The organism is Pseudomonas sp. URMO17WK12:I9, assembly GCF_900230165.1.
In the GTDB taxonomy this organism is placed as follows: Bacteria; Pseudomonadota; Gammaproteobacteria; order Pseudomonadales; family Pseudomonadaceae; genus Aquipseudomonas; species Aquipseudomonas fulva.
Genome location: NZ_OCMQ01000001.1, coordinates 582520 through 603974, shown reverse-complemented (window position 1 = coordinate 603974; position 21455 = coordinate 582520). Strand labels below are relative to the sequence as shown.

Below are 21455 nucleotides of genomic sequence, written 5' to 3'. Positions count from 1 at the left end.
CGGCGATGGGGTGCGGCGACACCAGGATCAGCTTCGCGGCGGAAATCCCGAGGTCACTGCACCGCAGGTCGTACCCTATCACTGCCTCAGAGCGAGATAGGGCGACGCCCTGCAAAGGCATGGGCCAGCGTGCCGCCATCTACCAACTCCAGCTCGCCGCCCAGGGGCACGCCATGGGCGATACGCGAGGCGACTAGACCCTTCTCAGCCAGCAACTGCGCAATGTAGTGCGCCGTGGCTTCACCTTCCACCGTGGGGTTGGTGGCAAGAATGACTTCGGTGAAGGTGCCCTGCTCCTGGATGCGTGCCATCAACTGTGGAATGCCGATCGCCTCCGGGCCCAGTCCGTCGAGCGGCGACAGATGCCCCTTGAGCACGAAGTAGCGGCCGCGATACCCGGCCTGCTCGACGGCATAGACATCCGTCGGGCCCTCGACCACGCACAGTTGCGTGTCGTCACGCCGTGGGTCGGCGCACTGCGGGCACAGGTCCTGTTCGGTCAGGGTGCGGCATTGGCGGCAATGTCCTACCCCTTCCATGGCCTGAGTCAGCGCCTGGGCGAGCCGCAGCCCCCCGCTGCGGTCACGCTCCAGCAATTGCAGGGCCATGCGCTGTGCCGTTTTCTGGCCAACGCCGGGCAAGATGCGCAAGCCGTCGATCAGCTGGCGGATGAGAGGACTGAAGCTCATGGGAAACGCCTGACAAGTCATTAAGAGGCGGTTTATACCCACCATGGGGTGTGGCGTCAAATCGGCACGGCGGCCATAAAAAAACCGCCGCTGTTACCAGCGACGGTTCGTGGGCGCGCAGGGGCTCAGAACGGCATCTTGAAGCCTGGCGGCAATTGCATGCCAGCCGTCATGCCGCCCATCTTTTCCTGGCTGCTCTGTTCGATCTTGCGCACGGCATCGTTCAGGGCTGCAGCGATCAGGTCTTCGAGCACTTCCTTGTCGTCTTCTTCGGTCGACATCAGGCTCTGGTCGATGCTCACGCGCTTGACGTCGTGGCGACCGGTCATCACCACGCTGACCAGACCACCGCCGGACTGGCCGGTGACTTCTGCGTTGGCCAGCTCTTCCTGCATTTTCTGCATCTTTTCCTGCATCTGCTGGGCCTGCTTCATCAGGCCGGCCATGCCACCTTTCATCATGGGGAATACCTCGATTGGGTCATGTGATGCGGCCGGGCACGGGGCTGGCCGCATGGTTATTCGTTATTGGCCCTGACTGGCCAGGGCCTCTACAGGCTCAATAGTATCGTGCCGCACCTTGGCGCCAAACAGCTTGATCATCTGCTGGATCAGCGGGTCGTGCTCGATCGACGCCTCGGCTTCATGCTGGCGCTCCAGGCGCTTGCGGGCTGCCGCCTGAGCTGGCGTTTCCTGTTCGGGCCGGATCAGCTCGATGCGCAGGTTCAAGGTACGCCCCAGGTGCTGGTTGAGCGCCTCGTTCAGGCGTCTTTGCTGGGTGGCGTTGAACAACGCGCCTTGCCCCGGGTCCAGGTGCAGGAGCCAGTCATCACCGTCGGCGGCGATCAACGTGCAGTTGGCCGCGATGTTGCCCGTCATACCAGAGACAGGCAACTGCGGGAACAATTCCAGCCATTGCAAGGCCAGCCCGGTCGCCGGCTTGGCAGCGGGCAGCGGCTCGGCGGCGGCCTGGGGCTGCTCCTGGACGTGTTCGGCCAGCTCGTCGAGGTAGCTGAAGCCCACCGGATCGCTTTCGCCAGCGTAGTAGTCTTCGTCGAGCGGCGGCTCGTCGTCGCGGTCCATGCCCACCGATGCATACGCACCCGGATCGAACGGAGGTACATCATCGTGGGTTGCAGCGGCCTGTTGGGCAGGAGCAGGGTTTGCAGCAACGGGGGCTGGAGCCGGCTGGGGCTCCTGCATGGCCGGTGCAGCAGGCGCTTCCCACGGCAGATCGATTACCGGCGCGACTGGCTCAGGCACCGAGATGGCCGTAATCTCCGCCTCGAGTTCGCGGTCACGCTCAGCTTCGGGTTCATGGTCTGCCGTTGCCGGCGCAGGCACCTCGATCACAGGCGCAGGCGTTGACGGCGCCGACGCAGCCGGCTCGCTTACCGGTTGGGCAACCGCTGCCGGGGGCGCCACCGGTTCGACGGAATCAGCTGTGGCCTGGCTGATCCCCACTGGCTTTAGCACCGGCCTCGGGGCTCCATCGGCATCGGCCGGGCGGAACGCCAGCATGCGCAGCAGTACCATCTCGAAACCACCACGCGGGTCGGGCGCCAAAGGCAAGTCACGCCGCCCTATCAGGCCCATCTGGTAATAGAACTGCACGTCCTCGGCCGGCAATGCAGCGGCCAGGGCGAGCACGCGCTCCCGGTCACCCTGGCCGTTGTCCACGGCCTCGGGCAAGGCCTGGGCAATGGCCACACGGTGCAGCACGTTGAGCATTTCGGCCAGCACCCCGGCCCAGTCCGGGCCCTGCTCGGCCAGGTTGCGCACGGCTTCGAGCAGGGCGCGTGCATCCCCTTCGAGCAATGCCTGCAGCACCCCGTACACCTGGCCATGGTCCAGGCTGCCGAGCATGGCGCGCACATCGGCGGCCAGCACCTTGCCTTCACCGAAGGCGATGGCCTGGTCGGTCAAGCTCATGGCATCGCGCATCGAGCCGTCGGCCGCGCGGCCGAGCAACCACAGCGCATCGGCCTCGAACGGCACGTTTTCGGCCTCGAGCACGTGGCTCAGGTGCTCGACCACCCGCTCCGGGCTCATGTTCTTCAACGAGAACTGAAGGCAGCGCGAAAGGATGGTCGCCGGCAGTTTCTGCGGGTCGGTGGTGGCCAGGATGAACTTGACGTAGGGCGGTGGCTCTTCCAGCGTCTTGAGCAACGCGTTGAAGGAGTGGGTCGAGAGCATGTGCACTTCGTCGATCAGGTAGACCTTGAAGCGCCCACGGCTCGGCGCGTACTGGACATTGTCCAGCAGCTCGCGGGTATCCTCGACCTTGGTGCGGCTGGCGGCGTCGATCTCGATCAGGTCGACGAAACGCCCTTCATCGATTTCGCGGCAGACCGAGCAGGTCCCGCAGGGCGTGGAGGTGATACCGGTTTCGCAGTTCAGGCATTTGGCGATGATGCGCGCGATGGTAGTCTTGCCTACACCGCGCGTGCCGGTGAACAGGTAGGCATGGTGCAGGCGCTGGTTGTCCAGCGCGTTGATCAAGGCCTTGAGCACATGGGCCTGGCCGACCATTTCGCGAAACGAGCGCGGACGCCATTTACGTGCAAGAACCTGATAACTCATCGAAAAACCATCGTAGCCTGATCGAGCGGAAGATCGCTAATGCTAGCGGAGCGGGGGCAAAATTGCACTGCCTGACTGGCCGTGCGCGACGATGGACAGCGGATCATGGAGAACCTGCGGTGCGGACCCTGCTGGCTTTGTTTCTTTTCTGGTCGGCTCACAGCCTGGCTGAACAGCCGGTACTGCGCTTTTCGGTGGCCGAGAGCTGGAGCATGCCGCTGATTCGCATCGAGAACGGCCAGCCGGTCGAAGGCCTGCTGTTCGATGTCATGGAGGCAGCTGCCAAACAAGCCGGTGCCCGACCCGAATATCATGTGATGGCTCGAATGCGCCTCGAGGAGGCGATGAACCAGGGTGATATCGATGTACGTTGCTACGTCAGCGACCAGTGGTTGATGGCGCGGCCGAAGGACTTCATCTGGAGCGTGCCGCTGATTCACCAGCGCGATGTGCTGGTAGGCCGCCTGGGCGAAGGCGGCCCGATTTCGCCACAACGGCTGTCACCCCAGCCCATCGGCACCGTTCTGGGCTACACCTACACCACGCTTGAACCCTTGCTGGCGGCACACCGGCTTTACCGGGAAGACAGCCGCAGCCAGGAGCTGGCCTTGCAGAAGTTGCAAGCGGGACGGTACCGGTATGCCGTCAGCAACCAACTGTCACTGCGGTGGTTCAACCACCAGCGCCATGCGCAATTGCAGCCACTGGCGGTGCTGGACGAGCAGGACCTGGGCTGCCTGGTCCGCAACGACCCTGACATCCCCGCCCAAGCGCTGCTGCGCGCATTGGTGCGCATCAAGCAGAGTGGGGAGATGGAGCGCTTGCTGCAACGCTACGGCAGCACCGAAGAGCCCCCACCCACCGGGACGGGCACCTGACCCCTATAGCGCCAAGGCCGTCACGTACAACCCGATACCGAATACCATGTGGTTCACCAAGCTCTTGAAGCGCGCACGCCAGGGGCTGGGCGTGCGTGAAGCAAAAAAACCCATGCCCATGGCAGGCTGCATCAGGCACATGGGCGCCAATACCGTACCTGCGCCCACGGCCAATGCCGGCCACAGGGTCGGCGCGCTCAGCCACGCGACGCCCGCCGTAGTGACCAGCAGCATCGCGAACGCCACGCCAATGGCGTAGTGCAGCGCCCAGCCCCACACCCGCTCGTGCTTGATGGGCGGGGCCTGCCGGATCGCCTGATGGCGCCAGTGCCCTTGCAGTGCATGCCCGGCCCAGCGACCTACCAAGGCGTAATCGAGCGTGGTGGCGCCCAGGCGCCTGGAGACCGCAGACCAGCCGTCCATGACCAGTGTGGCGCCGACGCCGATGCCCATTGCTGCAATCCACTGTTCGCTGTTGACCATGACGCTTCCTCTCATTTGACGTTGTTGAATACGCCGGGCAGCATGTAAGTTGAAGTCAACTTCAAGTCAAGGGCTTGTACATGGACATTGCCGATGTGGCGAGACGCACGGGCGTGCCGTCTTCCACGCTGCGTTACTACCAGAAGAAAGGCCTGCTCACGGCGCGTGGCGAGCCAGGCCAACGCCGGCAGTTCTCGGCCGACGTGGCTGAAAGGCTCGCATTGATAGCGCTGGGCCAGGCCGCCGGTTTTTCGCTGGACGAGATCAGCACCCTGCTGGTGGACCTGAAGGTCGACCGGGCGCAGCTGCTGGCCAAGGCTGATGAGCTCGACAGCCAGATCAAGACATTGCAGGCCATGAGCAAGGGCTTACGCCATGCGGCTGAGTGCCCTGCGGCCGATCACCTGGCCTGCCCGCGGTTTCGCCGGTTGATGGCAGTGGCCTCAGCACGATCAGCACATCCGAATGTAGTGCGCCGTTTGAAAAGGGCGACCCCTTCGGCAGGTAAACCTAGGCACTGAATAGGGCTAACGACATCCAGAATCGGATTCACCTGCATGCCCATGAGTGCAACGCTCAAGGCGTTTGTACTCACGTCTCGATGCACCGCGAGGCAGCATGGCATAATGATATTAATGATAGAGCGAAGCGCTGATCATTCAACATTCATTATCGACAAGGAAATCTCGATGCTGTCTCGCATCAAGCTGTTCGCTACTGTCATCAGTCTGGCTATCTTAACGGGCTGCGCCTCCGTACCCATGGAGAGCCCAGAAGCAGACGCCGCGCTAAAGACTTTTGCAGCACCGCCCGCCGACCAGGCCGGCCTCTATATCTACCGTGACAACTTCGTCGGTAAAGCCCTGAAGAAAATCGTCACTGTCGATGGCAAGATCGTGGGACAAACTGCAAACCGGGTCTACTTCTACCGCCTGGTTACCCCTGGCCCGCACAAGATCGGCACTGAGTCCGAATTCAGTGACAATGTCATCGATTTGATGGCGGTGGGCGGGAAGAATTACTACATCCGCCAATCGATCAAAGTTGGCGTTTTCGTAGGCGGTGCGAAGTTGGAGGTTGTGCCTGAAGGCGTGGGCCAGGCCCATCTGCAGAAGTGCACGTTGGCAAAATCACAGTAACGCCAGCGCCTGATGCTGCGTATGCGGTAGTGTGCGCAGCGTTTATAGCCAGTGTTCGCAGTGCGGGCTGCACTTACGACAAAAACGGCACAGTTTGGGTGACTGAGCGCTTGGCCTTGTAGAATTCAGGGCCTGAAATGGAGGCGGCCCCGCCAGCCACACCCCGGCACTCGATGTTCCCGCTATGGCTGCTCCCTTCCGGGCCTGACCAGGTTAACGGGTAATCAATGCGGGAGGACCGACAGGGCCACCACTACATGTCTCGCTGAACAGCGAGTGGCGCCATTGTACCGGTCCTGAGCCCAGATACAACCTCTGCGGCAGAAAAAGTCATCATTTCTCAATGACTTGTCTGGCTAGCGCGCGCCACACGGTCAAACACCCTAACCCGCCAGCGGCCCCGGCCGCCAAGATGGACAAGTGCCGGCACTCACGCAACGGGTCAGCACAGCCCCAGGGTGATCAGACCTCGATGCCCTGCTGGGCAAGAAACGCCACGAACGCCTCTTCATCGAGCACCTTCACGCCCAGCTCGCTGGCCTTGGCCAGCTTCGACCCGGCACCCGGCCCTGCCACCACGCAGTGAGTCTTGCCAGAAACCGACCCCGCCACTTTCGCACCCAGGCCTTCGAGCTTTTCCTTGGCGATGTCGCGGCTCATGCGTTCCAGGGAGCCGGTGAGCACCCAGGTCTGGCCCGCCAGAGGCAGCCCCTCGGCCACCTTCTTCTCGCTACGCCAGTGCATGCCGAAGGCCAGCAACTGCGCTTCGATGGCGTGGGCCAGTTGCTGGTTGGCTTCATCCCTGAAGAACGCGCGTACAGCCTCTGCCTGGCGCGTATTGAGCGCCTGGCGCAGGTCGATGCCATCCGCGGCGATGATCTTGTCCAGGCTGTCCAGGCGCGCCACCAGCTTCTGCGCGCCAGTCGGCCCTACCGAGGGGATGTCGAGCTTGGCGAGCAGGTCGGCCAGGGTGGTACTGGCGGCGAATTCGGCTGCCAGCTCGCCTTCGTCCTGCAACTGCATGCCGCTGTCCAGCAACTGGCGGATGACCTTCTGGTTGTGTTCGTCTTCAAAGAAGTTGTGAATCTCATGGGCCACTTCCAGGCCGATGTCCGGCAGGTAGGTGAGCACCTGCGGCAATGCCTGTTGCACGCGTGACAGGCTGCCCAGTGAGCGGGCCAGCACCTTGGCGGTTTCTTCACCGACATCGGGAATGCCCAGGGCATAGATGAAGCGGGCGAGGGTCGGCTGCTTGCTGGCGGCGATGGCTTGGAGCAGCTTGCGGCTCGACACTTCGGCAAAACCCTCGAGGCCTACGATTTGGTCGAACGCGAGCGTGTAAAGGTCGGCTGGTGAGGCAATCAGGCCCTCGTCCACCAACTGCTCCACGCTTTTCTCACCCAGCCCGTCGATGTCCATCGCCCGGCGCGACACATAGTGAATGATCGCCTGCTTGAGCTGCGCCCCACAGGCTAGGCGGCCGACGCAGCGGTACACGGCCCCTTCGCTGGTCACTTCCCTGCCCTTGCTGCGCTTGACCAGCTGGGTGCGCTCCACGTGGGAGCCGCACACAGGGCATTGGCTGGGCACCTGCACTTCACGCGCCCCTTCCGGGCGACGCTCCAGCACCACCTGCATCACCTGCGGGATCACATCACCTGCGCGGCGGATGATGACCGTATCGCCGATGCGCAGGCCCAGGCGTGCGATTTCGTCCATGTTGTGCAACGTGGCATTGGACACCGTGACACCGGCGACCTTTACCGGCTTCAGACGGGCGACCGGGGTAACCGCGCCCGTGCGCCCCACCTGGAACTCCACGTCCAGCACCTCGGTGAGCTCCTCCATCGCCGGGAACTTATGGGCGATGGCCCAGCGCGGCTCCCGGGCACGGAAACCCAGCTCACGTTGTGCGGCCAGGCTGTTGACCTTGAACACCACGCCGTCGATCTCGTAAGGCAGGCTGTTACGCCGTTCACCGATGTCGCGGTAATAGTCCAGGCATTGCTCGATGCCGGCCGCGTGCTTGAGCTCACGACTGATCGGCAATCCCCATGCCTTGAGTTGCTCCAGCGTGGCGATATGGCTGTCGGCCACAGGCGCGGACACCTGACCGACACCGTAGCAGCAGAATTCCAGCGGGCGACTGGCAGTGATCTTGGAGTCCAGCTGACGCAGGCTGCCTGCCGCAGCATTGCGCGGGTTGGCGAACGTCTTGCCGCCAATGTCGGCCTGGGACGCATTGAGCCGGTCGAAGCCGGCCTTGCTCATGAACACCTCGCCCCGCACTTCCAGCACCGCAGGCCAGCCTTGGCCGTGCAGCTTCAAGGGAATGTTGCGCACGGTGCGCACGTTGGCGCTGATGTCCTCGCCGGTGGTGCCGTCGCCTCGCGTGGCACCCTGCACCAGATGACCGTCACGGTAGAGCAGGCTGACCGCCAGGCCATCGAGCTTGGGCTCGCAGCTGAAATCCACCGCGTCTGGCTGGTCCAGCCCCTCCGTCACGCGGCGACCGAACTCGCGCAGGTCGGCTTCTTCGAAGGCATTGCCCAGGCTGAGCATGGGAACCTCATGACGAACCTGGCTGAATGCAGCAAGGGCCGCACCACCTACCCGCTGGGTGGGCGAATCGGGCGTGACCAAGTGGGGGTGCTCGGCCTCCAGCGCCTTGAGTTCGTTGAACAGCCGGTCGTACTCGGCGTCGGGCACGCTGGGTTCGTCCAGCACATAGTAGCGGTAGTTGTGCTGGTCGAGTTCGGCACGCAGTTCGTGGATGCGGGTTTCAGCGGTCATTTTTCAGCTTCTCTTGCAAAACGAAAGAGCAGCCTGGCAGCGTCTGGAGGGCCAGGCCTGGTCATCGCCTTCTGCCTTAGGCAGCGAGCCCGCTTCACAGGTTCGACACAGACTCGAAAGACTGTGGTGAACCTGTGAAGCGGGCTCGCTTGCCGAAAGCCGATTCGATGAGCAAGAGGCCTGGGCCGACCAGCACGCCCCGAGGCTGCTCTTCGTCTGGATTTATCAGCGCTTCTGGGTCAGGGCGCGGCGCTCGAATTCCACGATGCGCTGGCGGTAGTGCTCGATGGTCTGCGCCGTCAACACGCTGCGCTGATCATCCTTGAGTTCACCGTTGAGCTCATGGGCCAGCTTGCGAGCGGCCGCCACCATCACGTCGAAGGCCTGCTTCGGATGGCGTGGGCCTGGCAGGCCGAGGAAGAAGCTCACCGCACGCGTGCTGAAATGGTCGATGTCATCCAGGTCGAAGATGCCCGGCTTGACGGCATTGGCCATGGAGAACAGCACTTCGCCGTGACCGGCCATGCTCTCGTGACGGTGGAAGATGTCCATCTCGCCGAACCGCAGGCCGCTCTCCAGAATGTTCTGCAGCAACGCCGGGCCCTTGAACCCGCCCTCGTCCCTGGAAATGACGCTGATCACCAGCACTTCCTCGGCCGGTGGCAGCTCCTTGACGCTGTTGTTGGCCGTTGCTGGGGATGGGCTACGGCCATTGTCCGCGGCGAAGTCGTCTTCCTCGTCGATCACGATATCCGCTTCGCGGGAAGGCGCGCTGAAGCCTGCGTCAACGCGTGGCGCTTCTGCAGCCGTCGGGCGTTTTGGCCACTTGCTGACCTTGGCGGGCTTGGGCTCACGCTCACGGTCGCGATCCGAGGCACTGAGCGACGGCAGATCACTTTCGTCCAGCTCAGGCTCCCTGTGGGTGTCGAGCACGCGGGGTGGGCCAAGTACTTCGGCGCCACCGCCTTCATCGTCCGCCGCATTGGCATAACTGCGGTCCAGACGGAATTTCAACTTGCCCTTGCCGCCGCGCATACGGCGCCAGCCGTCGAAAAGAATGCCGGCAATGACAATGATGCCGATAAGGATCAGCCACTCGCGCAGACCGATTTCCATGTAATCCCGTGCCTCTAATAAATATGCTGAAAACAAAGGCTTCAAAGGCCTTTAACACGTGGCGCCAAGCCTATGTTCTGACAGGCGTTTTACCCACGCAGAAAACGAGTGACATAAAGCTAGCACGACCAAAGACAACTTTACACCGTCTGTCTCACATGACAGGGGCATTTCAATGAAGATTGTGCCGTTTGACTACAGGTTTCACGCATCGACCATCGCCATTGCCGCCTCCACGTCCACGGCCACCAGGCGCGAACAGCCTGGCTCGTGCATCGTGACACCCATCAACTGGTCGGCCATTTCCATGGCGATCTTGTTGTGCGTGATGTAGATGAACTGCACGCTCTCACTCATTTCCTTCACCAGCCGGGCATACCGCCCGACGTTGGCATCGTCCAGCGGTGCGTCGACTTCATCGAGCATGCAGAACGGTGCGGGGTTCAACTTGAAGATGGCAAACACCAGCGCCAAGGCGGTCAGTGCTTTTTCGCCACCGGACAGCAGATGAATGGTGCTGTTCTTCTTGCCCGGTGGTCGCGCCATGATCGTCACCCCTGTATCGAGTAGATCTTCGCCCGTCAGTTCCAGATAAGCGCTGCCACCGCCGAAAACTTTTGGGAAAAGTGCCTGCAATCCGGCATTTATCTGATCAAAGGTATCTTTGAAGCGGTGGCGGGTTTCCTTGTCGATCTTGCGAATGACATTTTCGAGTGTGTCCAACGCTTCGACCAGGTCAGCATCCTGGGCATCGAGGTAGCGCTTGCGCTCGGACTGCTGTTCGTATTCCTCGATGGCGGCCAGGTTGATCGCGCCCAGCCGCTGGATACGGGCCTCCAGTTGCTCCAACGCCTGCTCGGTGCCGGCCTCGGTAACGTCGGGCTCGACCGTGGCGAGAACACCCTGCAAGTCGTAACCGTCGGCAAGCAACTGCTCCTGCAACGTGGTACGCCGCACTTCCAGGCCCTGACATTCCAGACGCAGTTGTTCAAGTTGACCGCGCAGCAACTGGGCCTGCTGCTCGGCCTGGGTGCGGCGCTTTTCGGCATCGCGCAGTTCGCGGTCGGCCTCGTCCATCTGCAAGCGTGCCTGGCGCATTTCTTCGTCGACACCCATGCGCCGTTCCAGCAGCTCTTCGAGCTTGAGCCGCAGTTCCTCCAACGGCGCCTCCCCCTCCTCCAGGTTCAGGCTCAACTGCTCCTGTCGCTCGCTCAGACGGGCCGCCTGCAGTTCCAGGCGTTCCAGAGCCTGACGCGTGGAGTCATGCTGGGCGCGCAACGACCCCAGGCGCACCGCCAGTTGGTGGGCATGATCCTTGTGCTGCCTGGCTTCCTGGCGAATACGGTCCAGGCCCTCACGCAGCCGGTCGCGCTGGGCCAGCAGCACTTCGCGCTGGTCGGTGTCCTGGGCCATCAGTTCGAGGGCATCCTGCAACAGCAAGCGGGCTTCGCCCAGCTGCTCATGCTCAAGGGCGCGCTGCTCGTCGAGCTCCGCCAGCTCCTCTTCCAGACGGCGGCGGCGCAGCGCGACCTGTTCGGCGCGGGCACGGTTGGCTGACAAGCTGGCCTTGAGCTCGGCCTGCAAGCGGTTTTCTTCCTGGGCGCGACGGCGTACCTGCTCGCGCTGCGCTTCCAGGTGCTGCTGCTGTTCACGCAAAGTCTGCAACTGCTGTTCAAGCTGCTGCAAGGCGATGTGCTGCTCGCGCTGACTGTGCTCGAGCCGTTCGATTTCCTGACCGCGCGCCAGCACGCCGCTCTCACCGCTACCCCCGCGGCGCACACGCAGGCTGTTTCGAGAGACCCAGTAGCCATCGCGGCTGACCAGGCTCTGCCCTTCGCCCAACCCGGCACGCAAGGCCAGGGCCTCGGCCAGGTCTTCCACGGGCCTGACCTGGCCCAGCCATGGCGCCAGGTCAACAGGACCCTGCACCCTGTCTAGCAGGCTGCCGGAAGTCGCTGCCTGGCTGGCGCAAGCCGCGAGCAGCAGGCTTACATCGCCCTGCTGCAAGCCTGCCAGGTCCAACGGTGCAAAGTCGTCCACCAGCACCGCTTGCAAATCGGCGCCCAGCACGGTTTCCACCGCAAGCTCCCACCCGGGCTCCACGCGCAGCGCTTGTGCCAGGCGGGGGCAGTCTGCCAACCCCTGCCCCTGCAACCACTCGCCCACACCAGCACCTGGGTCCAGGGCTGCCTGTTGCAGGGCTTCCAGCGATGCCAGGCGCCCGCCCAGGCGTTGCATATCGCCCTGGGCCTGCTGCTGAGCCAGCCCAGCCTCCTGCAGCGCCTGGCGCACCGTTTCCAGGCGCTCGATAACCTGCTCTTCCTCCTGTTGCAGTGCTTCGAGCGACAACTCGCTGCTGGCCAACTGTTCAACCTGCTCCAGCATGGCTGCGTCTTGCGGGTCTTCGCCCAACTGCGCCTGCTCGTCGGTGAGTTTGCGCTGACGCTCGGCCAGTCGCTCCAGGCCGCTTTCCAACTGCTGCAAGCGCGCCTGCTGCACTTCGGCCTGGCGACGCGGTTCAGCCGAGCGACTGTTGAAGGTGTCCCATTGCTCCTGCCACCCGTGCATGCCTGACTCGGCCTCTTCCAGCACGGCAGCGCTTTCTTCGGCAGCCTCCAGGGTCAGCGCCTGCTCGGGCTCAAGCATGGCCAGTTCTTCGCCCAGGGTTGCCAGCAGCGTACGGTCATGCCCCAGGTGCGATTCGGTTTCCTGGCGCGTGCGCTCGGCTTCCTTGAAATCGTCCTGCAACTGGCGCAGGCGTTGTTGGCCGTGCTGGATGCTCTGCTCGACCCGGGCGATGTCGCCGGCCACCGAGTAGAACCGGGCCTGCACCTGGTTGAAGCGCTCGGACAGCTCATGATGACCGTCACGCAGCCGCTCGATACTGGCATCGGCATTGCGCTGCTCGGCCACCAGTGCCTCGAAGGACACATCCTGGTTACCGATCACCGACTGGCGCTGACGAACCCGTTCATCCAGCTCGCGCCAGCGCAGCGCCGCAAGGCGTGCCTTGAGCTGGCGTTCCTGCGCCTTGTATTCACGGTACTTCTCGGCCGCCTGGGCCTGGCGGTGCAGGCGTTCGAGCTGGCGTTCCAGCTCCTCGCGAAGGTCGGTCAGGCGCGCCAGGTTCTCCTGGGTGCGGCGGATGCGGTTTTCGGTTTCGCGGCGACGCTCCTTGTATTTGGAGATACCGGCCGCTTCCTCGATGAAATTACGCAGTTCCTCGGGCTTGGCTTCGATCAGCTTGGAGATCATGCCCTGTTCGATGATCGAGTAGCTGCGTGGCCCAAGGCCGGTGCCCAGGAAAATATCGGTGATGTCCCGGCGCCTGCACTTGGTGCCGTTGAGGTAGTAGCTGTTCTGGCTGTCGCGGGTCACCTTGCGCCGAATCGAGATCTCGGCGTAGGCGGCATACTCGCCCACGAGCGTGGTTTCGCTGTTGTCGAACACCAGTTCGATGCTGGCCTGGCTGACTGGCTTGCGGCCGCTGGAGCCGTTGAAGATGACGTCGGTCATCGACTCGCCGCGCAGGTTCTTTGCCGAACTTTCGCCCATCACCCAGCGCACGGCGTCGATGATGTTGGACTTGCCACAGCCATTGGGGCCCACGACCGCCGCCATGTTGCTCGGGAAGTTGACGGTGGTGGGGTCGACGAATGACTTGAACCCCGCCAGGCGGATGCATTTGAGGCGCATCGATCAGGGCCGGGCCAGCGCCGCCAGTACCAGTTCGCAACTGCGCTGGCCATAGGCGGTGAGTACTTCACGAATGCGCGGCAAGTCGCGCAGCACCACCGCCTCGAGCAAGTGACTGAACAGGCCCAGGTAATCGACCATGTTCGCTTGACGCTGGTCCAGGGACAGGTAGTAGGCGCGGCTCATGGCGGGTTGCAGGTTCTCGACGGTTTCCTGGAGGAACGGATTGTCGGCGAAGGGATAGGCGGCACGCATTACCTCGAAGCTCTCGGCCACGAACGCCTCGATGTCACGCGCGGCGTGAGCCACCTGAAGACGCTGCTGAATGTCCAGAAACGGGCGCAGTTCGTCTTCGTTGCGCCAGCGTTGTGCAACCGCGTTGCCCAGCAGGATGTAGAACTCGCTCATGAGCGTGCACAGGCTGCGCACACTGCGCTCGTCCAGCTCGGTGACGTGGGCGCCACGGCGCGGCAATATCGCCACCAGGTGGCGGCGCTCGAGGATCAGCAGCGCTTCACGCACCGAACCCCGACTGACGTTGAGCGCCTGGGTCACCTTCTGTTCCTGGATACGCTCTGCAGGCGCCAGTTCGCCGCGGATGATGCGCTCGGCCAGGTAATCGGCGATCTGCTCGGCGAGGCTGTCCGGGGCCTTGAACGTCATGGTTTTCCTTCAAATCACTGAACGGGGCACAAGGGGGCGGATTGTAGCCTACTTGCCCCTGGGAAGCGCAGCGGTGTATCGCGGTTTATTTGACCGCCCGGACAGCTGCCGGGTCGGCGCGATCTATGCTTGGTGTAAGCACCATCAACCAGGGTGGGCCGGCCGCCGAGCAATTTCCTGACCTTTGAGTCAGAAAAACATTGACCCGCGTGACAGGTGTTGCTTAGAGTCGGCCCAACAACAATAAAACCATTGCGAGGCCATCCCCGTGATCCAGTTTCTCGTCAACCAGGAGCTGCGCAGCGAGCACGCCCTGGACCCGAACATGACCGTGCTGCAGTACCTGCGCGAACAGTTGGGCAAACCCGGCACCAAAGAGGGCTGCGCCAGCGGTGACTGTGGCGCATGCACCGTGGTGATCGGTGAACTGACTCAGGACGACGCCGGCAACGATGCCTTGCGCTATCGCAGCCTCAATTCCTGCCTGACGTTCGTGTCCAGTTTGCACGGCAAGCAACTGATCAGCGTCGAAGACCTCAAGCACCAAGGCCAGCTGCACAGCGTGCAACAAGCCATGGCGGACTGCCATGGATCGCAATGCGGTTTCTGCACGCCAGGTTTCGTCATGTCGTTGTTCGCCCTGCAAAAGAACAGTCAGGGTGCCGACGTGCATCAGGCCCAGGAAGCACTGGCGGGCAACCTGTGCCGCTGCACGGGCTACCGGCCCATCCTGGACGCGGCCCGGCAGAGCTGCCGGCAGCCCTGCCACGATCAGTTCGATGCCCAGCAAGCGCAGACCATCGCCCGCCTCAAGGCCATTGCACCGTCGCAGACCGGCGAGCTGAACAGTGGCGACAAACGTTGCCTGGTCCCGCTGACCGTCGCCGACCTGGCCGAGCTGTACAGCTCGCACCCCGAAGCCAGGCTGCTGGCTGGTGGTACCGACCTGGCGCTGGAAGTCACGCAAATGCACAAGACCCTGCCGGTGATGATCTACGTGGGGCATGTGGCCGAGCTCAAGCGGATCGAGCAGACCGCCACCCACCTAGAAATCGGTGCTGCCACCCCACTGACCGACTGCTACCAGGCGTTGAATGCGCAGTACCCGGACTTCGGCGCGCTGCTGCATCGCTTCGCTTCGTTGCAAATCCGCAACCAGGGCACCCTGGGCGGCAACATCGGCAACGCTTCGCCCATCGGCGACTCACCGCCCTTGTTGATCGCACTGGATGCCCAGGTGGTCCTGCGCCAGGGCGAGCGCCAGCGCACGATGCCGCTGGAAGCCTATTTCATCGACTACCGCATCACCGCCCGGCAAGACAGCGAGTTCATCGAGAAGATCCTGGTACCCCTCGCCCGGCACGACTGGACGTTCCGCGCCTACAAGGTTTCCAAGCGCCTGGACGATGATATTTCGGCGGTGTGCGCAGCCTTCAATCTGAGCATCGAGCACGGTGTGGTCAACGGGGCACGCATCGCCTTTGGCGGCATGGCCGCCATCCCCAAGCGCGCCCGTGCCTGCGAGGCCGCGTTACTGGGCCAGCCCTGGAACAAGGCCAGCGTGGAGCGCGCCTGCCAGGCATTGGCCGAAGACTTCACCCCGCTCAGCGACTTCCGCGCCAGCCAGCAGTACCGCCTGCTGACCGCGCAGAACCTGCTGCGCAAGTACTTCATCGAACAGCAAACGCCGCACATCGAAACCCGGGTGACCGCTTATGTCTAATCATCATGTGGCAAAAAGCCAGGCCGAAATGGCCGACCTGTTCCGCCAGGACCTGACCACCGGGGTCGGGCGCAGCGTCAAGCACGACAGCGCCGACAAGCACGTGTCCGGCGAAGCGCTGTACATCGATGACCGACTGGAATTCCCCAACCAGTTGCACGTCTACGCACGCACCGCAGACCGTGCCCACGCGCGCATCCTGCGCATCGACACCACGCCCTGCTATGCCTTCGAAGGGGTACGCATCGCGATTACCCATGAGGACATCCCCGGGCTCAAGGACATTGGACCGGTGGTGGCAGGCGACCCCTTGCTGGCCATCGACAAGGTCGAGTTCTTTGGCCAGCCGGTCCTGGCCGTGGCCGCACGTGACCTGGACACCGCACGCCGCGCCGCCATGGCAGCCATCATCGAATACGAGGACCTCGAACCGGTGCTCGATGTGGTCGAGGCGCTGCGCAAGCGGCACTTCGTGCTCGACAGCCACACCCACCAGCGCGGTGACAGCGCCGCGGCCCTGGCCAGCGCGCCGCATCGCCTGCAAGGCACCCTGCACATCGGTGGCCAGGAACACTTCTACCTTGAGACACAGATTTCCTCGGTGATGCCCACCGAGGACGGCGGCATGATCGTCTACTGCTCCACCCAGAACCCCACCGAGGTGCAGAAACTGGTGGCCGAAGTGCTTGATGTGCCCATGAACAAAGTGGTGCTGGACATGCGCCGCATGGGCGGCGGCTTTGGCGGCAAGGAAACCCAGGCCGCGAGCCCGGCCTGCCTGTGCGCCGTCATCGCCCGCCTGACCGGGCAACCGACGAAGATGCGCTTGCCGCGGGTCGAGGACATGACCATGACCGGCAAGCGACACCCCTTCTACGTCGAGTACGACGTGGGCTTCGACGACCAGGGTCGCCTGCACGGCATCAACCTGGACCTGGCCGGCAACTGTGGCTATTCCCCAGACCTGTCCGGCTCGATCGTCGACCGCGCCATGTTCCATTCCGACAACGCCTACTACCTGGGCGATGCCACCGTCCACGGGCATCGCTGCAAGACCAACACCGCGTCGAACACGGCCTACCGAGGCTTTGGCGGGCCGCAGGGCATGGTCGCCATCGAGCAGGTGATGGACCATATCGCCCGATACCTTGGCCGCGACCCGCTGGCTGTGCGCAAGGCCAACTATTACGGCAAGGACGAGCGCAACGTTACCCATTATTACCAGACCGTCGAGCACAACATGCTCGAGGAAATGACCGCCGAGCTTGAAGCCAGCAGTGATTACGCCGAACGGCGAGCGGCCATCGGTCGCTTCAATGCCGGCAGCCCGATCCTGAAAAAAGGCTTGGCGCTGACCCCGGTCAAGTTCGGCATCTCCTTCACCGCCACCTTCCTCAACCAGGCAGGGGCGCTGATCCACATCTACACCGATGGCAGTATTCACCTGAACCACGGCGGCACTGAGATGGGCCAGGGCCTGAACATCAAGGTGGCGCAGGTGGTGGCCCAGGTCTTCCAGGTGGATATCGACCGGATCCAGATCACCGCCACCAACACCGACAAGGTACCCAACACCTCCCCCACCGCTGCTTCCAGTGGGGCCGACTTGAACGGCAAGGCCGCCCAGCATGCCGCCGAGATTCTCAAGAAGCGTTTGACCGAGTTTGCCGCCAGGCATTACCAGGTCACCGAGGAAGACGTCGAGTTCCGTAATGGCCACGTGCGTGTGCGCGACCAGATCGTCAGTTTCGAGCAGTTGGTGCAGCAGGCTTATTTCGGTCAGGTGTCGCTGTCGAGCACCGGGTTCTACCGCACACCAAAGATCTTCTATGACCGCAGCCAGGCACGGGGCCGCCCCTTCTACTACTACGCCTTCGGCGCGGCCTGCGTGGAAGTGATCGTCGACACCCTGACCGGCGAGTACAAGATGTTGCGTGCCGACATCCTGCACGATGTGGGCGACTCGCTGAACCCGGCCATCGACATCGGGCAAGTCGAGGGCGGATTCATCCAGGGCATGGGCTGGCTCACCACCGAGGAGCTGGTGTGGAACGCCAAGGGCAAACTCGTGACCAATGGGCCGGCCAGCTACAAGATCCCAGCGGTGGCCGACATGCCGCTGGACATGCGGGTCAAGCTGGTGGAGAACCGCAAGAACCCAGAGGACACGGTGTTCCATTCCAAGGCGGTGGGCGAGCCGCCGTTCATGCTCGGAATTGCCGCCTGGTGCGCGATCAAGGATGCGGTGGCCAGCCTGGCCGACTACCGCGTGCAGCCGAACATAGACGCCCCTGCCACGCCAGAACGGGTGTTGTGGGGCTGCGAGCAAATGCGCAAGGCGGCTGCCGTGCAACCTGCGGTGCAGGAACTGGACGCAGTGAACAATTGAAGGTGCGTTGCCTGTTCGGGCCCCATTGCCGGCAAGTCGGCAGGAAGGCCTGAACTGGCATCCACAGGAGGATCTTGCATATGCACCAATGGATCAACGCCCTGGCCGAACATCAAGCCCGCGGTGAGGCCTGCGTACTGGTGACCATCATCGAGGAGCGCGGCTCCACCCCGCGCAATGCCGGTTCGAAGATGGTGGTCAGCGCGTGCGGTTCATACGACACCATCGGCGGCGGCCATCTGGAATACAAGGCGCTGCATATCGCCCGGCAGATGCTCCTTGAGCAACGCGGCACCCCCCATCTGGAACGCTTCAGCCTGGGCGCCAGCCTCGGCCAGTGCTGCGGGGGCGTGACGGTGCTGTTGTTCGAACCCATGGCCGCCGTGCAAGCGCAGATCGCGGTATTCGGCGCGGGCCATGTAGGCCGGGCTCTGGTACCCTTGCTCGCCGCGCTGCCCTGCCGGGTGCGCTGGATCGATTCGCGCGAGCAGGAATTTCCTGCCCAGATCCCTGCTGGCGTGACGCGCGTGGTGAGCGAGGAGCCGGTCGACGAAGTGGCAGACCTGCCGCCGGGCTGCTACTGCATCGTCATGACCCATAACCATCAGCTCGACCTGGAGCTGACCGCTGCCATCCTCAAGCGCAACGATTTCACCTGGTTCGGCCTGATCGGCTCGAAGACCAAGCGGGTCAAGTTCGAGCATCGCCTGCGCGAGCGCGGGTTCGATGCCGCCGTGGTGGCCCGCATGCGGTGCCCGATGGGCCTGACCGAGGTCAAGGGCAAGCTGCCCATCGAAATCGCCGTGTCCATCGCCGGCGAAATCATCGCCACCTACAACGCCCGCTTCGGCCAGCACGATGCTGCCGCCAACGCCGGCCCCATTGCCCAGTTGCTGCCGCCTTCACGGCGCAGCCAAGCCATTTGACGAGTGAGATATGACCGTTACCCGCAAAGCCTACCGAGCCGCCATCCTGCACAGCATCGCCGACCCGGCCGAGGTCGGCCTGGACGCTTCCCATGAGTATTTCGAAGACGGCCTGCTGGTGATCGACGGCGGACGCATCCAGGCCGTGGGCCATGCCAGTGACCTGTTGCCGACCCTGGACGCCGACATACCGGTAGAGCACTACCAGGACGCATTGATCACCCCAGGTTTCATCGACACCCACATCCACTTCCCGCAGACCGGCATGATCGGTTCCTACGGTGAGCAGTTGCTGGACTGGTTGAACACCTACACCTTCCCTTGCGAGAAGCAATTCGCCGATAAGGACCACGCTGACCAGGTGGCGCACATCTTTCTCAAGGAGCTGCTGCGTAACGGCACCACTACCGCACTGGTGTTCGGCAGTGTGCACCCCGAATCGGTCAATGCCTTGTTCGAGGAAGCCGAGCGCCTGGACCTGCGCCTGATCGCCGGCAAGGTGATGATGGACCGCAATGCCCCCGATTACCTGACCGACACCGCCGAGTCCGGTTACGCTCAGAGCAAGGCGCTGATCGAGCGCTGGCATGGCAAGGGTCGTCTGCATTATGCCGTCACCCCGCGTTTCGCACCGACTAGCACGCCTGAGCAGTTGGCACGGGCCGGCCAACTGCTCAAGGAACACCCAGGCGTCTACCTGCACACGCACCTGTCGGAGAACCTTCAGGAAATCGACTGGGTCAAGTCGCTGTTCCCCGAACAGAAAGGCTACCTGGATGTGTACGACCACTTCGAACTGCTGGGCGAGCGCTCGGTATTCGCCCATGGCGTGCACCTGTGCGACGAAGAATGCCAGCGCTTGGCAGAAACGGGCTCGGCGATCGCGTTCTGCCCTACCTCCAACCTGTTCCTGGGCAGCGGGCTGTTCAACCTGCCCCAGGCGGAGCGTTTCAAGGTCAATGTCGGCCTGGGCACCGACGTAGGCGCCGGCACCAGCTTCTCGCTGCTCAACACGCTCAATGAGGCGTACAAGGTGATGCAACTGCAAGGTGCACGCCTGCACCCCTACAAGTCGCTCTACCTGGCGACCCTGGGCGGTGCGCGTGCGCTGCGCCTGGATGACCGGATTGGCAGCCTGCGCCCGGGCAATGACGCGGACTTCGTGGTGCTGGACTACAAGGCAACGCCTTTGCTGGACTATCGCCTGCAGCAGTCCAGAAGCATCGAGGAGACGTTGTTCGTGTTGACCACCCTGGGCGACGACCGCACGGTTCGTGAAACCTATGCGGCCGGCCGTTGCGTGCATCAGCGCGAAGGATAAGGTTCGCGCTTGATGCGAGCCCAGGCGAGCGGTCAGTTCTTGACCGCGACCTTGGGCTTTTTCAGCAGATGGGAGAACACTGCGTGCAGATCGTCCGAGGCACTCTCCTCGTCCAGGTTCAGCTTGCTGTCGATGTGGTCCATGTGATGCATCATCAGGCTGACGGCCTGGGCGGCGTCACGCGCTTCGATAGCATCGATCAGTTGCAGGTGTTCGTCGTACGAGCAATGGGAACGGTTGCCGCTTTCGTACTGGGCGATGATCAGCGACGTCTGCGATACCAGGCTGCGCTGGAAGCTGACCAGTGGCGCATTACCGGCCGCTTCGGCGAGCTTGAGGTGAAACTCGCCGGACAACCGGATACCGGCACCGCGATCCCCTCGAGAAAAGCTGTCGCGCTCTTCGCGGACCATCTGCCTAAGCTCGGCCAACTGCTCGGCCGTGGCGTGCTCCACGGCAAGCTCGGTGATGGCGCGCTCGACCATGCGCCGCGAGAAGAACACCTGGCGCGCCTCCTCCACGGTTGGGCTGGCGACCACGGCACCTCGGTTGGGCCGCAGCAGCACCACGCTCTCATGAGCCAGCCGTGACAGGGCCCGACGAATGATGGTGCGGCTGACGCCGAAAATCTCGCCCAGCGCCTCTTCGCTGAGCTTGGTGCCCGGCGCCAGACGTTGCTCCAGGATGGCCTCGAAGATGTGCGCATAGACAATGTCGTCCTGGGTACCACTGCGGCCGGCCTTGCCGGTACGCGCGGGTTTTTTCAGGGGTTGCAGCTGTTCGTTCATGGGCTCTCGAGGCACGAAGGAAAGTATGGCGTCATTGTACACAGGCTGAGCCGTTTCTGCAGGCGCGCTTTAACGCATATAGCGATTGTTCGCCACACCCGGCATACAAAACATAAAACAGTATTTGCTTTCTTTGTACACAAAAGCATAATCGCTCAGGCAACTTCCTGACCTTACGGTCAACAATATCCAGCGACATTGCAAGCCGCTGGACAGTTGCCGCCCTCGCGGAGCCGCCAAGTGCATTGCTCAGGACCACGGGCTCCATA

General features: G+C 63.0%; 16 protein-coding genes and 1 other RNA gene. 7 read left to right on the top strand and 10 right to left on the bottom strand.

Features of this window, described 5'->3' with window-relative positions; genetic code table 11:
• Positions 1–86: 86 nt before the first annotated feature.
• The 3 genes from recR to dnaX all read right to left on the bottom strand — a co-directional run bounded on the left by recR (position 87) and on the right by dnaX (position 3271).
• The gene (recR, locus tag CRP40_RS02785; RefSeq protein WP_023535938.1) at positions 87–689 is read right to left on the bottom strand and encodes a recombination mediator RecR; all 603 of its coding nucleotides are present in this window, start codon (positions 687–689) and stop codon (positions 87–89) included.
• Positions 690–814: 125 nt separating this feature from the next.
• A complete protein-coding gene (locus CRP40_RS02780; protein WP_023535908.1) occupies positions 815–1150 on the bottom strand; it encodes a YbaB/EbfC family nucleoid-associated protein in 336 nt (111 codons plus the stop codon).
• A gap of 63 nt (positions 1151–1213) precedes the next feature.
• Positions 1214–3271 (bottom strand): DNA polymerase III subunit gamma/tau, encoded by a 2058-nt coding sequence (gene dnaX, locus CRP40_RS02775; protein ID WP_027916014.1) that lies wholly within the window; start codon positions 3269–3271, stop codon positions 1214–1216.
• A 119-nt stretch (positions 3272–3390) separates the two neighbouring features.
• Between dnaX and CRP40_RS02770 the strand changes: the two genes are divergently transcribed.
• Positions 3391–4149: an ABC transporter substrate-binding protein gene (locus CRP40_RS02770; protein WP_028687962.1), complete on the top strand. Its 759-nt coding sequence runs from the start codon at positions 3391–3393 to the stop codon at positions 4147–4149.
• Between the two features lie 3 nt (positions 4150–4152).
• Here the strand turns inward: CRP40_RS02770 and CRP40_RS02765 are convergent, their stop codons facing one another.
• The gene (locus CRP40_RS02765; RefSeq protein ID WP_027916012.1) at positions 4153–4632 is read right to left on the bottom strand and encodes a DUF2938 domain-containing protein; all 480 of its coding nucleotides are present in this window, start codon (positions 4630–4632) and stop codon (positions 4153–4155) included.
• Between the two features lie 80 nt (positions 4633–4712).
• Here CRP40_RS02765 and CRP40_RS02760 point away from each other — a divergent pair, with 80 nt between their 5' ends.
• Entirely contained in the window at positions 4713–5153 is a 441-nt protein-coding gene (locus CRP40_RS02760) for a helix-turn-helix domain-containing protein (RefSeq protein WP_049695650.1), read from the top strand.
• Positions 5154–5321: 168 nt separating this feature from the next.
• Positions 5322–5771 carry a DUF2846 domain-containing protein gene (locus CRP40_RS02755; protein WP_027916011.1) on the top strand — a complete coding sequence of 150 codons (450 nt, stop codon included), beginning with the start codon at positions 5322–5324 and terminating at the stop codon, positions 5769–5771.
• A gap of 147 nt (positions 5772–5918) precedes the next feature.
• On the opposite strand, the gene ffs is transcribed toward CRP40_RS02755, so the two are convergent.
• The 5 genes from ffs to CRP40_RS02730 form a co-directional block, all read right to left on the bottom strand.
• An RNA gene (ffs, locus tag CRP40_RS02750) (signal recognition particle sRNA small type) lies at positions 5919–6015 on the bottom strand.
• A gap of 218 nt (positions 6016–6233) precedes the next feature.
• The gene (gene ligA / locus CRP40_RS02745; RefSeq protein WP_027916010.1) at positions 6234–8564 is read right to left on the bottom strand and encodes an NAD-dependent DNA ligase LigA; all 2331 of its coding nucleotides are present in this window, start codon (positions 8562–8564) and stop codon (positions 6234–6236) included.
• A gap of 225 nt (positions 8565–8789) precedes the next feature.
• Positions 8790–9680, bottom strand: coding sequence for a cell division protein ZipA (gene zipA / locus CRP40_RS02740; RefSeq protein WP_027916009.1), 891 nt, complete (start codon positions 9678–9680; stop codon positions 8790–8792).
• 204 nt (positions 9681–9884) lie between these two features.
• Entirely contained in the window at positions 9885–13376 is a 3492-nt protein-coding gene (gene smc / locus CRP40_RS02735) for a chromosome segregation protein SMC (protein WP_027916008.1), read from the bottom strand.
• A 3-nt stretch (positions 13377–13379) separates the two neighbouring features.
• Entirely contained in the window at positions 13380–14039 is a 660-nt protein-coding gene (locus CRP40_RS02730) for a GntR family transcriptional regulator (RefSeq protein ID WP_023535885.1), read from the bottom strand.
• A 268-nt stretch (positions 14040–14307) separates the two neighbouring features.
• On the opposite strand from CRP40_RS02730, the gene xdhA reads away from it, so the two are divergent.
• The 4 genes from xdhA to guaD all read left to right on the top strand — a co-directional run bounded on the left by xdhA (position 14308) and on the right by guaD (position 20398).
• Positions 14308–15762: a xanthine dehydrogenase small subunit gene (gene xdhA, locus CRP40_RS02725; protein ID WP_027916007.1), complete on the top strand. Its 1455-nt coding sequence runs from the start codon at positions 14308–14310 to the stop codon at positions 15760–15762.
• Positions 15755–18151 (top strand): xanthine dehydrogenase molybdopterin binding subunit, encoded by a 2397-nt coding sequence (xdhB, locus tag CRP40_RS02720; protein WP_027916006.1) that lies wholly within the window; start codon positions 15755–15757, stop codon positions 18149–18151. Before xdhA ends, xdhB begins: the two co-directional genes overlap by 8 nt.
• Before the next feature lie 80 nt (positions 18152–18231).
• Positions 18232–19077, top strand: a complete 846-nt coding sequence (xdhC, locus tag CRP40_RS02715; protein WP_027916005.1) for a xanthine dehydrogenase accessory protein XdhC — start codon at positions 18232–18234, stop codon at positions 19075–19077.
• Between the two features lie 10 nt (positions 19078–19087).
• Positions 19088–20398: a guanine deaminase gene (gene guaD, locus CRP40_RS02710; RefSeq protein WP_027916004.1), complete on the top strand. Its 1311-nt coding sequence runs from the start codon at positions 19088–19090 to the stop codon at positions 20396–20398.
• A 32-nt stretch (positions 20399–20430) separates the two neighbouring features.
• On the opposite strand, the gene CRP40_RS02705 is transcribed toward guaD, so the two are convergent.
• Complete coding sequence (locus CRP40_RS02705) at positions 20431–21186, bottom strand: GntR family transcriptional regulator (protein ID WP_027916003.1); 756 nt, start codon at positions 21184–21186, stop codon at positions 20431–20433.
• Positions 21187–21455: the final 269 nt, after the last annotated feature.